This window comes from Citrobacter sedlakii (assembly GCF_018128425.1).
Classification (GTDB): Bacteria; Pseudomonadota; Gammaproteobacteria; order Enterobacterales; family Enterobacteriaceae; genus Citrobacter_A; species Citrobacter_A sedlakii.
In genome coordinates, this window is sequence record NZ_CP071070.1 from 4,597,490 (window position 1) to 4,613,233 (window position 15,744).

The 15,744-nt window shown below is 52.7% G+C and carries 13 protein-coding genes and 1 pseudogene; 7 read left to right on the forward strand and 7 right to left on the reverse strand.

Features of this window, described 5'->3' with window-relative positions; translation table 11 throughout:
- Window positions 1-29: 29 nt before the first annotated feature.
- On the forward strand, window positions 30-722 hold the full coding sequence (gene ompL / locus JY391_RS21730; protein ID WP_060570969.1) for a porin OmpL: 693 nt from the start codon (window positions 30-32) through the stop codon (window positions 720-722).
- A gap of 116 nt (window positions 723-838) precedes the next feature.
- On the opposite strand, the gene typA is transcribed toward ompL, so the two are convergent.
- Window positions 839-2,662, reverse strand: a complete 1,824-nt coding sequence (gene typA, locus JY391_RS21735) for a ribosome-dependent GTPase TypA (protein WP_042292429.1) — start codon at window positions 2,660-2,662, stop codon at window positions 839-841.
- A gap of 377 nt (window positions 2,663-3,039) precedes the next feature.
- Here typA and glnA point away from each other — a divergent pair, with 377 nt between their 5' ends.
- From glnA to JY391_RS21755, 4 genes are all read left to right on the forward strand, one after another.
- Window positions 3,040-4,449 (forward strand): glutamate--ammonia ligase, encoded by a 1,410-nt coding sequence (gene glnA / locus JY391_RS21740; protein WP_042292427.1) that lies wholly within the window; start codon window positions 3,040-3,042, stop codon window positions 4,447-4,449.
- A gap of 213 nt (window positions 4,450-4,662) precedes the next feature.
- Entirely contained in the window at window positions 4,663-5,712 is a 1,050-nt protein-coding gene (gene glnL / locus JY391_RS21745; RefSeq protein WP_042292424.1) for a nitrogen regulation protein NR(II), read from the forward strand.
- 10 nt (window positions 5,713-5,722) lie between these two features.
- Window positions 5,723-7,132, forward strand: coding sequence for a nitrogen regulation protein NR(I) (gene glnG / locus JY391_RS21750; protein ID WP_042292676.1), 1,410 nt, complete (start codon window positions 5,723-5,725; stop codon window positions 7,130-7,132).
- Window positions 7,133-7,244: 112 nt separating this feature from the next.
- Window positions 7,245-7,355: a YshB family small membrane protein gene (locus tag JY391_RS21755; protein WP_090050632.1), complete on the forward strand. Its 111-nt coding sequence runs from the start codon at window positions 7,245-7,247 to the stop codon at window positions 7,353-7,355.
- A gap of 52 nt (window positions 7,356-7,407) precedes the next feature.
- Here the strand turns inward: JY391_RS21755 and hemN are convergent, their stop codons facing one another.
- From hemN to JY391_RS23930, 3 genes and pseudogenes are all read right to left on the reverse strand, one after another.
- Window positions 7,408-8,781, reverse strand: coding sequence for an oxygen-independent coproporphyrinogen III oxidase (gene hemN / locus JY391_RS21760; RefSeq protein ID WP_211935011.1), 1,374 nt, complete (start codon window positions 8,779-8,781; stop codon window positions 7,408-7,410).
- Between the two features lie 187 nt (window positions 8,782-8,968).
- On the reverse strand, window positions 8,969-9,478 hold the full coding sequence (yihI, locus tag JY391_RS21765; protein WP_042292418.1) for a Der GTPase-activating protein YihI: 510 nt from the start codon (window positions 9,476-9,478) through the stop codon (window positions 8,969-8,971).
- 112 nt (window positions 9,479-9,590) lie between these two features.
- Window positions 9,591-9,843, reverse strand: a pseudogene (locus JY391_RS23930) (hypothetical protein).
- A gap of 212 nt (window positions 9,844-10,055) precedes the next feature.
- Here JY391_RS23930 and yihA point away from each other — a divergent pair.
- Window positions 10,056-10,688 carry a ribosome biogenesis GTP-binding protein YihA/YsxC gene (gene yihA, locus JY391_RS21770; protein ID WP_042292415.1) on the forward strand — a complete coding sequence of 211 codons (633 nt, stop codon included), beginning with the start codon at window positions 10,056-10,058 and terminating at the stop codon, window positions 10,686-10,688.
- 119 nt (window positions 10,689-10,807) lie between these two features.
- On the opposite strand, the gene spfP is transcribed toward yihA, so the two are convergent.
- Together spfP and polA are read right to left on the reverse strand one after the other, a co-directional pair.
- Window positions 10,808-10,855 (reverse strand): small protein SpfP, encoded by a 48-nt coding sequence (gene spfP / locus JY391_RS24080; RefSeq protein WP_071892919.1) that lies wholly within the window; start codon window positions 10,853-10,855, stop codon window positions 10,808-10,810.
- A gap of 166 nt (window positions 10,856-11,021) precedes the next feature.
- The gene (polA, locus tag JY391_RS21775; RefSeq protein WP_211935012.1) at window positions 11,022-13,808 is read right to left on the reverse strand and encodes a DNA polymerase I; all 2,787 of its coding nucleotides are present in this window, start codon (window positions 13,806-13,808) and stop codon (window positions 11,022-11,024) included.
- Between the two features lie 363 nt (window positions 13,809-14,171).
- Between polA and yihG the strand changes: the two genes are divergently transcribed.
- Window positions 14,172-15,107 carry a 1-acylglycerol-3-phosphate O-acyltransferase, YihG family gene (gene yihG, locus JY391_RS21780; protein WP_211935013.1) on the forward strand — a complete coding sequence of 312 codons (936 nt, stop codon included), beginning with the start codon at window positions 14,172-14,174 and terminating at the stop codon, window positions 15,105-15,107.
- A 12-nt stretch (window positions 15,108-15,119) separates the two neighbouring features.
- Here yihG and dsbA read toward each other — a convergent pair whose 3' ends face one another.
- Window positions 15,120-15,743 (reverse strand): thiol:disulfide interchange protein DsbA, encoded by a 624-nt coding sequence (dsbA, locus tag JY391_RS21785; protein WP_042292408.1) that lies wholly within the window; start codon window positions 15,741-15,743, stop codon window positions 15,120-15,122.
- Window position 15,744 lies beyond the last annotated feature (1 nt).

Sequence of the window (15,744 nt, forward strand, 5' to 3'; positions counted from 1 at the left end):
CTTCCCTACGCTTATAAAATGGATTTATGATGAAAACACTAAACACAATGATGCTGTTGTCTTCGGTGATATCCACCTCTGTTTTTGCTGGCGCCTATGTCGAAAATCGTGAGGCGTACAACCTGGCTTCCGATCAGATGGAGTTCATGCTGCGCGTGGGCTATAACTCCGATACGGGCGCAGGTATTATGCTCACCAACACTTATACCCTGCAACGCACCGATGAACTCAAGCATGGCTATAACGAGATTGAAGGCTGGTATCCGCTGTTTAAGCCAACGGATAAACTCACCATCCAGCCCGGTGGATTGATTACCGATAAAAGTATTGGTTCCAGTGGTGCTGTTTATTTGGATGTGAATTATAAATTTACCCCCTGGTTTAACCTGACAGTACGCAACCGCTATAACCACAACAATTACAGCTCCGCCGATTTAAACGGCGAGCTGGATAATAATGATACCTATGAGATCGGTAATTACTGGAATTTTATGATTACCGACAAATTCTCTTATACCTTCGAGCCACACTATTTTATACGGGTGAATGATTTCAACAGCAGCAACGGTAAAGACCATCATTGGGAAATAACCAATACCTTCCGCTATCGTATCAACGCGCACTGGTTGCCGTACTTAGAGTTACGCTGGCTGGACCGTAATGTCGAGCCCTATCACCGGGAACAAAACCAGATACGTATTGGCGCGAAGTATTTCTTCTGATAAAAAAGCCGCTGAAATTCAGCGGCTTTTTTGTTTGCTGGAGAGTAACGTAAACGCCTAATCCAGCCAACCCGTTATAACCCGATTAGCGAAGCGCCATCGGGTTTCAGTCGGGATTACTCTTCTTTCGGACCGCGCATCGCGCGACGGCGATCGTTTTCCGTCAGATGACGCTTACGAATACGGATAGATTGTGGCGTCACTTCTACCAGTTCGTCGTCATCGATGAATTCCAGCGCCTGCTCCAGGGTCATCTTAACCGGCGGAACCAGAACCGTTGCTTCGTCCGTACCGGACGCACGCATGTTGGTCAGTTTCTTACCGGTCAGGCAGTTTACCGTCAGGTCGTTGGAACGGCTGTGAATACCGATGATTTGGCCTTCATAAACTTCCGCACCGTGTCCCAGGAACAGCTTACCGCGATCCTGCAGACCGAACAGCGCAAACGCCACCGCCTTACCCTGACCGTTGGAGATCAGTACGCCGTTGTTACGCTGGCCCACTTCACCCGGACGCACGTCGTCGTAGTGGCTGAAGGTGGAGTACAGCAGACCGGTACCGGACGTCATGGTCATGAATTCGGAACGGAAGCCGATCAGGCCACGGCTTGGGATCACGTAGTCGAGACGCACGCGGCCTTTGCCATCCGGATTCATGTTTTTCAGGTCGCCTTTACGCTCGCCCAGCGCCTGCATCACGGAACCCTGGTGCTGTTCTTCAACGTCCAGCGTCACGTTCTCGAACGGCTCTTGTTTACGGCCATCGATTTCACGGAAGATAACTTTCGGACGGGAAACCGCCATTTCGAAACCTTCACGACGCATGTTTTCGATAAGAACAGACAGGTGCAGTTCACCGCGACCGGATACACGGAACGCGTCCGCATCTTCGGTTTCTTCAACGCGCAGCGCAACGTTGTGTACCAGTTCTTTGTTCAGACGGTCAAGGATCTGACGAGAGGTAACGTATTTACCTTCTTTACCACAGAATGGCGAGGTGTTGACGTTGAAGAACATGGTGACAGTCGGTTCGTCAACAGACAGCGCTGGCAGCGCTTCCACATTCTGCGGATCGCAAATGGTGTCAGAGATGTTCAGCTCACCCAGACCAGTGATAGCAATGATGTCGCCTGCTTCCGCCAGATCGCTGTCGATACGCTCCAGACCCAGGTGAGTCAGCACTTTACCGACTTTACCGTTACGGGTTTTACCTTCGCTATCAATGATAGTGATCTGCTGGTTCGGCTTCACTTTGCCGCGTTTGATACGGCCAATGCCGATAACGCCAACGTAGTTGTTGTAGTCGAGCTGGGAGATCTGCATCTGGAACGGACCGTCAAGGTCAACGTCCGGCGCAGGTACGTGGTCAACGATCGCCTGGTACAGCGGAGTCATGTCTTCCGCCATATCTTCGTGATCCAGACCAGCGATACCGTTCAGGGCGGATGCGTAAATGATCGGGAAGTCCAGCTGTTCGTCGGTCGCGTCGAGGTTAACGAACAGGTCGAATACCTGATCGACAACCCAGTCCGGACGCGCGCCAGGACGGTCAACCTTGTTGATAACCACGATAGGCTTCAGGCCATGAGCAAAGGCTTTTTTGGTCACGAAGCGCGTCTGCGGCATCGGGCCGTCAAATGCGTCAACCACCAGCAGCACGGAGTCGACCATGGACATGACACGCTCAACTTCACCACCGAAGTCTGCGTGCCCAGGGGTATCAACGATGTTGATACGGTAATCATTCCATTTAATAGCGGTGTTTTTCGCGAGGATAGTAATCCCACGCTCTTTCTCCAAATCGTTGGAGTCCATCACACGCTCTTGAGTTTCGGCACGAGAGTCGAACGTACCGGATTGCTGCAGCAGCTTATCAACCAGGGTAGTTTTACCATGGTCAACGTGCGCGATGATGGCGATGTTACGCAAATTTTCGATCACAACTTTGCCTCAGGCATTAGAAATAGCGCGTTATTGTACACGGATTAATCGCACTACAAAACAGGATCACAAACATCCTCCGCAAACAAGTATTGCAGAGTTTCTTTGTGATCGCTTTCACGGAGCGTTAAAAGGGTTATTCATTGTCCATTGCACCAACATGGTGCTTAATGTTCACATTAAAGCACTATTTTGGTGCAACATACGCAGTATGGTGCAGCCCTTTTGCACGATGGTGCGCATGATAACGCCTTTTAGGGGCAATTTAAAAGTTGGCACAGATTTCGCTTTATCATTTTTACGGCGACACGGCCAAATGATGAAAGAATTGAACACCTCGTTACCACGACGACCATGACCAATCTGGAGAGTTAAGTATGTCCGCTGAACACGTTTTGACGATGCTGAATGAGCACGAAGTGAAGTTTGTCGATCTGCGCTTCACTGATACCAAAGGTAAAGAACAGCACGTCACAATCCCTGCTCATCAGGTGAATGCCGAATTCTTTGAAGAAGGCAAAATGTTTGACGGCTCCTCGATTGGTGGCTGGAAAGGTATCAACGAATCTGACATGGTGCTGATGCCGGACGCCTCTACTGCGGTTATCGACCCGTTCTTCGCAGACTCTACCTTGATCATTCGTTGTGACATCCTGGAACCGGGTACGCTGCAGGGCTATGACCGCGATCCGCGTTCTATCGCCAAGCGCGCGGAAGACTACCTGCGTTCTACCGGCATCGCCGACACGGTGCTGTTCGGGCCAGAACCGGAATTCTTCCTGTTTGACGACATCCGTTTCGGCAGCTCTATCTCCGGTTCCCATGTCGCTATTGACGATATCGAAGGCGCCTGGAACTCTGCCACCCAGTATGAAGGCGGCAACAAAGGCCACCGTCCGGCAGTGAAAGGCGGTTACTTCCCGGTTCCGCCAGTAGACTCCGCTCAGGATATCCGTTCTGAAATGTGCCTGGTGATGGAGCAGATGGGTCTGGTCGTTGAAGCGCACCACCATGAAGTGGCAACCGCAGGTCAGAACGAAGTGGCAACCCGCTTCAATACCATGACCAAAAAAGCGGACGAAATTCAGATTTACAAATATGTGGTTCACAACGTTGCGCACCGCTTCGGTAAAACCGCGACCTTTATGCCAAAACCGATGTTCGGGGATAACGGTTCCGGGATGCACTGCCACATGTCGCTGTCGAAAAACGGCACCAACCTGTTCTCTGGCGACAAGTATGCCGGTCTGTCCGAGCAGGCGCTGTACTACATTGGCGGCGTGATCAAACACGCGAAAGCGATCAACGCCCTGGCGAACCCGACCACCAACTCCTACAAGCGTCTGGTTCCGGGCTACGAAGCGCCAGTCATGCTGGCCTACTCCGCGCGTAACCGTTCCGCATCTATCCGTATCCCGGTAGTGGCTTCTCCGAAAGCGCGTCGTATCGAAGTGCGCTTCCCGGACCCGGCGGCGAACCCGTACCTGTGCTTTGCCGCCCTGCTGATGGCGGGTCTTGACGGTATCAAGAACAAGATCCACCCAGGCGAAGCGATGGACAAAAACCTGTACGACCTGCCGCCGGAAGAAGCGAAAGAGATCCCGCAGGTTGCTGGTTCTCTGGAAGAAGCCCTCAACGAGCTGGATCTGGACCGCGAGTTCCTGAAAGCGGGTGGCGTCTTTACCGATGAAGCTATCGATGCCTACATCGCCCTGCGCCGCGAAGAAAACGACCGCGTACGCATGACGCCGCACCCGGTAGAGTTTGAGCTGTACTACAGCGTTTAATCGTTTTAAGTTGCCGTGGAAACTTTTGCCTGCTCCGGCAGGTTTAAGACTGATGTCGACCCTCATCGCCGCCATTCGGCGTGAAGGTTGTCAGCAATCTGTAGCCCATCATCTGATGGGCTTTTTTCTCCGCCAACAACCTGATCCTTCGCGCTTTTTCTGCGTAAAAGCTATAATGCACTAAAATGGTGCAGACTGTCAGGAGACTGCTGTATGGCAACAGGCACGCCGCCCGATGCTGGGCAGATCCTCAATTCGCTTATCAACAGCATCTTGCTGGTCGACGATGAGCTGGCGGTACACTACGCCAACCCGGCTGCTCAACAGTTGCTCGCTCAAAGCTCACGCAAACTGTTTGGTACGCCGCTTCCTGAACTCCTGAGCTACTTCTCCTTAAATCTTGAACTCATGCGCGAGAGTTTAGAGGCGGGACAAGGTTTTACGGATAACGAAGTGACGCTGGTGATTGACGGGCGTTCGCATATTCTTTCCGTCACCGCGCAGCGTATGCCGGACGGCCAGATTTTACTGGAGATGGCGCCGATGGATAATCAGCGCCGTCTGAGCCAGGAGCAGCTTCAGCACGCTCAGCAGGTCGCCGCACGCGATCTGGTACGTGGGCTGGCCCATGAGATAAAAAACCCGCTCGGCGGATTACGCGGCGCGGCGCAACTGTTGAGTAAAGCCCTGCCTGACCCGGCGCTGCTGGAATACACCAAAGTGATCATTGAGCAGGCCGACAGGCTGCGTAACCTGGTCGACCGGTTGTTAGGTCCGCAGATGCCAGGCACCCATGTCACGGAGAGTATTCATAAGGTGGCGGAGCGTGTGGTAGCGCTGGTGTCGATGGAGCTACCGGATAACGTCACGCTGATCCGCGATTACGACCCCAGCCTGCCGGAGTTGCCGCACGACCCGGAGCAGATCGAACAGGTGCTGTTGAATATTGTTCGCAACGCATTACAGGCGCTGGGACCGGAGGGCGGAGAGATCGTGCTGCGCACCCGTACCGCCTTCCAGCTTACGCTGCACGGCGAGCGCTACCGTCTGGCGGCGCGTATTGACGTGGAAGACAACGGGCCGGGGATCCCTTCCCATTTACAGGACACGTTGTTTTATCCGATGGTCAGCGGTCGCGAAGGCGGCACCGGGCTGGGCTTATCCATCGCCCGCAATTTGATCGATCAACATTCCGGCAAAATTGAATTTACCAGTTGGCCAGGGCACACCGAGTTTTCGGTTTATCTGCCTATCAGGAAATAAGGTGACGTTTATGCAACGAGGAATAGTCTGGGTAGTCGATGACGATAGTTCCATCCGTTGGGTGCTTGAACGTGCTCTCGCTGGGGCGGGTCTGAGTTGCACCACATTTGAAAACGGTAACGATGTACTGAACGCACTGGCGAGTAAAACGCCGGACGTATTGTTGTCCGACATTCGGATGCCTGGCATGGACGGGCTGGCGTTGTTAAAGCAGATCAAGCAGCGCCATCCAATGCTTCCGGTCATCATAATGACCGCGCATTCTGATCTGGATGCCGCCGTCAGCGCCTATCAGCAGGGCGCGTTTGATTACCTGCCAAAACCGTTTGATATCGACGAGGCCGTCGCGCTGGTTGAGCGCGCCATCAGCCATTATCAGGAACAGCAGCAGCCGCGCAATATTCAGATCAACGGTCCCACCACCGATATCATCGGCGAAGCGCCCGCCATGCAGGACGTGTTCCGCATTATCGGGCGGCTGTCCCGTTCTTCTATCAGCGTGCTGATTAATGGTGAGTCCGGGACCGGTAAAGAACTGGTCGCCCACGCGCTGCATCGCCATAGCCCACGGGCGAAAGCGCCGTTTATCGCGCTGAACATGGCGGCGATCCCAAAGGACCTGATTGAATCCGAGCTGTTTGGTCATGAAAAAGGGGCGTTTACCGGCGCGAACACCATTCGTCAGGGTCGCTTTGAGCAGGCCGATGGCGGTACGCTATTTCTTGATGAGATCGGCGATATGCCGCTGGATGTGCAGACACGCTTGCTGCGCGTGCTGGCTGACGGTCAGTTTTACCGCGTAGGCGGCTATGCGCCGGTGAAGGTGGATGTGCGAATTATCGCCGCCACGCACCAGAACCTCGAACAGCGGGTACAGGAAGGCAAATTTCGTGAAGACCTGTTCCACCGTTTGAACGTGATACGCGTTCATTTGCCGCCGCTGCGCGAACGGCGGGAGGACATTCCACGACTCGCCCGCCACTTCCTTCAGGTCGCGGCGCGTGAACTTGGCGTTGAAGCTAAACTGCTGCACCCGGAAACCGAAGCCGCGCTGACGCGTCTGGCGTGGCCGGGCAACGTTCGACAACTGGAAAATACCTGCCGTTGGTTAACGGTGATGGCGGCAGGTCAGGAGGTGTTGATCCAGGACCTGCCAGGCGAGCTGTTTGAAGCGACAGTGCCGGACAGCCCTTCCCACTTGCAGCCAGACAGTTGGGCGACCCTGCTGGCGCAGTGGGCGGATCGGGCGCTGCGTTCCGGTCATCAAAACCTGCTGTCTGAAGCGCAGCCGGAAATGGAGCGCACCCTGCTGACAACTGCGTTACGCCACACCCAGGGGCATAAGCAGGAAGCCGCGCGACTGCTCGGCTGGGGTCGAAATACCCTGACGCGGAAGTTAAAAGAGCTGGGAATGGAGTAAGCGTCGGCGCGCGCGTGTAAAGATTAATAATTGAGCGCAAATTGCCGTTATTTTGCGCTTTACTGTTCCGATGAGTTGAGTATGATCGTGCCCGGCAAACGGGGGACACATTATGCTGGAATCGATTATAAATCTGCTATCAAGCGGAGCGGTCGACAGCCATACGCCACAAACTGCGGTCGCCGCAGTACTGTGCGCGGCGCTGGTTGGGCTGTTCAGCTAACGGAGTGCCGGATAACGCTTACGCTTATCCGGCTAACTCTTTACTGTTCGGCTTAAATCACCCGCGAGAATTGCTGCATCCGCGCTTTCTGACGTAGATAAGCATCGAAGCACATGCAAATGTTGCGAATCAGCAAACGGCCTTTCGCTGTCACCTGAATCCCTTTCGCATTCACATCCACCAGCCCATCTTTCGCCAACGGCGCCAGCAGTTTCAGATCCTCCGCGAAGTAGTCGGCGACATTGAGATCCCATTGCTGTTCAACGGCAGAATAGTCGAGACGGAAATTGCAAATCAGCGACTTGATGACGTCACGACGAATACAGTCGTCACGCGTCAGGGCTATGCCGCGCCACAGCGCATTTCCCTGTTCATCCACTTGCTGATAATAGTGCTTAAGCTCTTTCTGGTTCTGCGCATAGCAGTCGCCAATCATACTGATGGCGGAAACGCCCATCCCCAACAGGTCAGTATCGCCCTGGGTGGTGTAGCCCTGGAAATTACGATGCAAAACACCTTCACGCTGGGCAATCGCCAGCTCATCGTCCGGACGGGCAAAGTGATCCATGCCAATGAACTGATAGCCGCTCTCTGTCAGCGAGGCGATGGTCTGCTGGAGAATATCCAGCTTCTGCTGAGCACTCGGCAGATCCGCGTCTTTAATCTTGCGCTGGGCGGCAAACAGCGTCGGCAGATGCGCGTAGTTAAATACGCTCAGCCGATCCGGATTCAGTTCCGCCACCCGCTTCAGAGTAAAAGCGAAGCTTTCCGGCGTTTGTTTCGGCAAACCATAAATCAGGTCAATATTGGTGGAGGTAAAACCGATTTCACGGGCATGGTGAAGCAGCGCAAAGATAAACTCTTCGTCCTGTTCGCGGTTGACCAGACGCTGTACCTCTTTATTGAAGTCCTGCACCCCCATGCTCAGACGGTTAAAGCCTTCCGCACGTAAATGATCGAGCACATCCAGTTCAATTTCGCGCGGATCAACTTCGATCGAGATTTCCGCATCGGCGTTGAAATGGAAATTATCGCGCAGCAGAGTCATTAAGCGGCTGATTTGCGCTTTATTCAGATAGGTTGGCGTACCGCCGCCCCAGTGCAGTTGGCTAACCTGCCGACCAGCAAACAAGGGCGCGCGGTGCAGAATTTCCTGTTCCAGGGCATCCAGATACTGATCGGCTTTGTGCTGCTGGCGGGTGACAATCTTATTGCAACCGCAGAAGTAACAGAGTTTGTGGCAAAACGGAATGTGGACGTACAGCGAGAGGGGACGCTCAGGATAACGCGCAACGGCCTGCAAGAATGCCTGCTCATCAAACGCTTCAGAAAACTCGAGCGCGGTCGGGTACGAGGTATATCGTGGCCCGGAATAGTTATATTTCTGGATCAGGGCCAGATCCCAGTCTATTTGTTGTTCAGACATGCTCACTCCTTCCGATGGCGTCTCTGGCGGGTACGGCGTACCGGCCTCACTCCACTGCGAGTGATAAGCCGGTTGCGCAGCCACTTTTGTCGCCGCGACAACCGTTGTAGTTTAACGAATAACCACACCAGATAACATATAACCGGAAGGGTTATAAGCAGGACGGGAAGGCCCACGGTGTAAACCGTCAGTTACCCCCGCGAAGCAGGCGCATCATATCTTCCTGCTGCTCGTCTTCTTCCTCTTCTTCGTCATCATCGTAGGAGAGGCCCAGCTTCTGCATCAGTTCGTCGATGCGATCCAGTTTGGCATCCACCCAGCTCTGATCTTCGGCGCTCAGGGTTTCGCCAGCTTCCAGACGTTCTAACAGCGCATCCAGGCGCTCATCCGTTTCCAGTAAATCCAACTCAGCCTGCGGTGAAAGCATAGGTTTCTCGCTCTTCGGTTTGTGCTGTTTGGTGACTTTTTCCGTCACGCCCAATGGAATGGGGGTTTTACTGCCAATACGTGGATCTTTTGCTTTTTTCTGGTTTTTTGCGCCCGTCGCCGCGTCGCCACCCGTCGCACGACTACCCGCCGCGTGACCACGGTGTTTTTTCTGGCGCTTGCGGTCGCGAGCTTCCTGATTCAGCTCTTCGCGGGTTTTACGGCGCGCCTTTGCAGGCCCTTTGCCGCGTGGTGTAGATGTGGATTTCATAGTGATTCGTCTTTGGCTGTTTTATTCAGTATACATTTGCGCCGGAATCTAGCAGAAATAAAGAAAAAAGGCGACAGATTGCTCTGTCGCCTTTTAACCTGACTCACAACCCTTAACGGGTTCTACATTCCGTGTCGGCTCTCAACGCACCCTGTTTTTCCTTCAGCCTGGAACGTTCCGTGTCTTTTCCATTTCCGTAATCTCAACGTCTCCGGACGTCTGTCTTCCTGACAATCCTGTGTCTTCGCCTCCTGGCGCTCCTGACCCTCATCCTGAGTCGTTTATCCTTCCAGCGTCCTCGCTATAAGTAATACTCTACTCTTTTGACGAAAACAGACAAGCCATCGGGCGTGTAATACAGACATTTTCAGATTATTACACAACGCTAATAGATTGATTTAGCTAATTTAATTGATTTTCAGCCCTGCAATTATGCCTAAATTTCGTATAAGAATTGTCGGCAATGTCTCACAAAGCACAGGGTTTTTGCTTACAGACGTCGCGCGCCGAAAAATCCGTCTTTTGCTGCCGTTCAGGTATAATCGCCGCAAAGCTTTGACTGACGGAGACGACCGCTTTGATTAACTTGAATTATCAACAGACGCATTTTGTGATGAGTGCGCCTGATATTCGCCATTTACCTTCCGATACCGGAATTGAAGTGGCTTTTGCTGGCCGTTCTAACGCAGGCAAATCCAGTGCGCTGAATACGCTGACCAATCAAAAAAGCCTGGCGCGGACCTCAAAAACGCCTGGCCGTACCCAGCTTATTAACCTGTTTGAAGTGGTCGACGGCAAACGCCTCGTTGACCTGCCTGGCTATGGCTACGCCGAAGTACCAGAGGAAATGAAGCGTAAATGGCAGCGTGCGCTGGGTGAGTATCTTGAAAAACGTCAGAGCCTGCAGGGTCTGGTTGTGCTAATGGACATTCGCCATCCGCTGAAAGATCTCGATCAGCAAATGATTCAATGGGCGGTTGAAAGCAATATCCAGGTACTGGTTCTGCTGACCAAAGCGGACAAACTGGCAAGCGGCGCGCGTAAGGCGCAGTTAAATAAAGTACGCGAAGCAGTGCTGGCTTTTAATGGCGATGTACAGGTTGAAGCGTTTTCGTCGCTGAAGAAACAGGGCGTGGATAAGTTGCGGCAGAAACTGGACAGTTGGTTTAGCGATTTGGCGCCGGTAGAAGACGTACAGGACGAAGCGTAAGTTTCGTCATGCCGGATAGCGGCGTGAATGCCTTATCCGGCCTACGGACTCATCTTTATAGCAGAAAGAACGCAATAAAAAACGCCCCAGTCAGAAACTGACTGGGGCGGCTAAAATATTCAGCCAAATCCGATTACGTGAAGTAAAAGGTCTGAAAGATAGAACATCTTACCTCTGTACCCTACGCGAATAACTTTACTCTTTTTTAAGCAGCTCAGAAAGCACTTTTTGTAATTTTTTTTCATTCTTTACATAAGGAATTCCAATACTCATCACAAAATTCTTCCGCTTATGTTGCTTACTTACGAAAAAGGTGAGTTATTCCGCGTCCTCTTAGTGCGCCTGATCCCAGTTTTCACCGCTACCGACTTCCACCAGCAACGGTACGTCAATGCGCGTACAGTTTTCCATCAATTGGTGGATCTGCTTCGACACGGCATCCAGGTCGTCTTTATGCACTTCGAACACCAGTTCATCGTGCACCTGCATGATCATGTGAACGCGCGGCTGCTCGCTTTCCAGCCAGGCATCAACGGCAATCATCGCACGCTTGATGATATCGGCGGCGGTGCCCTGCATCGGGGCGTTGATCGCCGCACGCTCAGCACCTGCGCGGCGCGCGCCGTTGCTGGACTTAATATCCGGCAGATAGAGACGGCGGCCCTCCAGCGTTTCAACGTAGCCCTGCTCTTTCGCCTGGGCACGCGTACGCTCCATATACTCCAGAACGCCAGGATAACGCTCGAAGTAGAGATCCATATACTTCTGCGCTTCCTTGCGCGGAATGTTGAGCTGGCGCGCCAGACCAAAGGCGCTCATGCCGTAGATCAGGCCAAAGTTGATCGCTTTCGCGCTGCGACGCTGTTCATTCGTCACGGTGTCCAGCGGCAGGCCAAACACTTCCGCCGCGGTGGCGCGGTGGATATCTTTGCCTTCTGCAAACGCGGTCAGCAGCCCTTTGTCACGCGACAGATGCGCCATAATGCGCAGTTCAATCTGCGAATAGTCGGCAGACACAATAACGTAGTCCTTCGGCGGGATGAACGCCTGACGGATACGACGTCCTTCTTCGTTACGTACCGGAATATTTTGCAGGTTCGGGTCGGTGGACGATAAACGCCCGGTTGCGGTGACGGCCTGATGATACGACGTATGTACGCGCCCGGTTTTCGGGTTAATCATTAACGGCAGTTTGTCAGTGTAGGTCGATTTCAGCTTCGCCAGGCCACGATACTCCAGTATCACCTTCGGCAGTGGGTAATCCAGCGCCAGCTCTTCCAGCACCTCTTCCGACGTTGACGGCGCGCCTCCTGGGGTTTTCTTCAACGGCTTGATCCCCTGTTTTTCAAACAGGATGGTTTGCAGTTGTTTGGTTGAAGAAAGATTAAACGCTTCTCCTGCGATGTCGTGCGCTTTCTGCTCCAGCTCCGCCAGACGCAGCGTAATCTCTTCTGAATGCTTGTGCAGAACCGCCGGGTCGATCATCACACCGTTGCGCTCAACGCGGGAAAGCACCGGCACCAGCGGCATTTCGATGTTTTCAAAAACGTTCAGCGGTCCTTTATGCTGCTGAAGTTCTGGCCACATTTTCAGATGCAGTTGTAACGTGACGTCCGCATCTTCTGCCGCGTAGCGCCCCGCCTCTTCCAGAGCAATCTGGTTAAAGGTCAGCTGATTTTTGCCTTTGCCAGCAATCTCTTCGAAGGTGATGGTTTTGTGTTTCAGCCAGCGATCGGAGAGACTGTCCATATCGTGACGTCCGGCCACGCTGTTCAGGATGTAGGACTCCAGCATGGTATCAAAGGCAATGCCGCGCAGTTCTATGCCATAGTTCGCCAGAATGCCGCGATCGTATTTCAGGTTTTGCCCAACCTTGCGGACATTTTCGTCTTCCAGCAGCGGCTTGAGCAGTTCCAGCGCGCGGTCACGGGCGATCTGATCCGGCGCATCCAGATAATCATGCGCAACCGGAACATACGCCGCCACGCCGGGTTCAATAGCAAACGACAGTCCCACCAGATTGGCGGTGAGATTATCAAGGCTGTCCGTTTCAGTATCAAAAGCGAACACTGGCGCTTTTTTCAACTTCGCGATCCACGTTTTCAGCGTCGCTTCATCAAGAATGGTGACGTAGTTGTCATAAGAGAGCGCGGCGGCAGGCACGTCAGCGGCTTCATCAATCACAATCGTCTCTTGCGGTTTAGCCGCAGGCTTCGCGCCCTTCGCTTGCAGCCATTTTCCAGCCTCGACATCGGCGGTCCAGCGTTTGAACTCGTATTTGCGGAACAGGCCCAGCAGCTCATCGGCAATCGGCTGCTGTACAGCCAGTTGTTCACAGGTCAGTTCCAGTTCGACGTCGGTTTTAATGGTTGCCAGCTGGTAAGAGAGATAAGCAACTTCTTTATTTTGCTCAAGTTTACCCGCCATCGTTTTCGCCCCGCGAAAGGTCAGTCCGGCGATTTTCTCCGGCTCGGCATAGAGAGTATCAAGTCCTCCCAGCCCCTGGAGCAGCGCCTGGGCGGTCTTCTCGCCGACCCCCGGTACGCCCGGTATGTTGTCCGAGGAATCGCCCATCAGCGCCAGAAAGTCGATGATAAGCTCTGGCGGTACGCCATATTTATTGACCACTTCCTCCGGGCCCAGAATCGTGTTGGTCATGGTGTTGATCAGCGTAATATTGGGCGTAACCAGCTGCGCCATATCTTTATCACCGGTGCTGATCAGCACCGGACGGCCCACCTTCTCGGCCTCGCGCGCGAGGGTGCCGATCACATCGTCCGCTTCCACGCCCGATACAGCCAATAATGGCAGACCCATCGCTTTCACCATCGCGTGCAGCGGCTCGATTTGCGCACGCAGGTCATCCGGCATCGGTGGGCGATGCGATTTGTAATGCTCGAATAACTCGTCACGGAAGGTTTTGCCTTTAGCATCAAACACCACTGCGGCATGCGTTGGCTGATACTGCAGGATCAGGCTGCGCAGCATGTTGAGGACGCCATACATCGCGCCTGTCGGCTCCCCCGCGCTGTTGGTCAGCGGCGGGAACGCATGGTATGCGCGATAAAGATAAGAGGAGCCATCTACAAGGATAAGTGGGTTTTCTGGGATCTGAACCATAATGTCCGTGCCTGTTTATCAGATTATGGGTAAAGGATGCCACAGACGGGATGAAAACATCAGTTTTTCGCCGCATTTGTAGGAATTCTTTTGTCGATCTTCGGGATCGCTCGCAACATTATCTGTGGATAACTTTGTGCATAATTAGTTTTCTTCGATTTAATTTCAAATGCATATTTTTGCGATAACTCATTTTACATATTATTTTCAATAAGTTATAAAATTAACCAGGAATTTTCCTCACCTTTTCAGTGAAATATGAAATGTGGATAGATAAGCCGTCTTTTTTGAATCAGCGAAGAACCGTCATTTGGATCGTTTTCTGATAAAATCAGCCACCTTGCGCATTTAAGCGCACTGTTTATGGCTAATCCTTTGAATACATTATTGATGACGAGATTGCTCGCTTCGCTGACGTTATTGCTGAGCATCGTACTGACCATTTTAGTCACTATTATCTGCTCTGTGCCGATCATCGTTGCCGGGATCGTAAAGCTTCTGCTCCCCGTCCCCAGCGTTTGGCGCAGGGTCTCCCTGTTTTGTAATTTTATGATGTACTGCTGGTGCGAAGGGCTGGCGCTGCTGCTACATCTAAATCCCTGGCTGAAATGGGATGTGGAAGGTCTGGAAGGGCTGAGCAAGAAAAACTGGTATCTGCTGGTTTGTAATCACCATAGCTGGGCAGATATCGTGGTACTTTGCGTACTCTTTCGTAAACACATTCCCATGAATAAGTACTTTCTCAAGCAGCAGTTAGCATGGGTACCTTTTATTGGCCTCGCCTGCTGGGCGCTGGATATGCCGTTTATGAAGCGCTATTCGCGCGCTTATTTGCTGCGTCACCCGGAGCGGCGCGGTAAAGACGTGGAAACGACCCGCCGCTCGTGCGAGAAATTTCGTGCGCATCCGACAACCATCGTAAATTTTGTCGAAGGTTCCCGCTTTACTGAAGAAAAGCGCCAGCAAACCCGTTCACCGTATAAGAATCTGCTGGCGCCTAAAGCCGCGGGGATCGCAATGGCGCTAAACGTGCTGGGCGCCCAGTTCGACAAATTGCTTAATATCACATTGTGCTACCCGGAGAATGACCAGACGCCCTTCTACGACATGTTGAGAGGTAAGCTGACGCGCATTGTGGTTCGCGTGGATATGCAGCCCGTTACCCGGCAACTGCACGGGGACTACGTTAACGATAAAGACTTTAAGCGCCATTTCCAGCGCTGGCTGAATACGCTGTGGAGTGAAAAAGACGCCCAAATAGAGGCAATAAAAGCTGAAAATAATAAAGCCGGTCAGTGACCGGCTTTATTATTATTTTTTGCTGACCAGATATTTCACGGTATCTGCGTACTGCTGTACAAAGATATCCATGCTGCTGGTGTCCATCCCCTGCGGATTCACCTGATATTTGCCGTTAACAAACATCGCCGGAACGCCACTCAGTTCCAGGTCGGCCGCCGCTTTTTCCTGCTGTGCGACCAGTGATTTCACCACAAAGCTGTTCCACGCCGCGTCGTAGTCTTCACCCTTAACGCCAGCATCAACGAACACTTTACGAATATCCGCTACGCTTTGTACTGTCTGGTTTTTCTGTACCGCTTCGAACATCGGCACGGTTACTTTATCTTCCACACCCAGCGCCATCGCTACGGCCCACGCCTGGGTCAGATCTTTACCCAACGGGCCGAGGAATTCGACGTGGTATTTGGTCATTTTGACGCCTTCCGGCAGTTTTTTCTTCACGTTATCAGAAACATGAAGCACTTCTTCGAACTGGTAGCAGTGTGGGCAATAAAAAGAGAAGAATTCCAGCACCTGCGGTTCACCGGCAACGGGCTTTTCCAGTGTGGAGTACTGCTTGCCATCCTGGAATTGCGCTGCCGATGCGCTAAAAGCTAAAACCATACCAGCCAGCGCCAGCCAAATCTTTTTCATG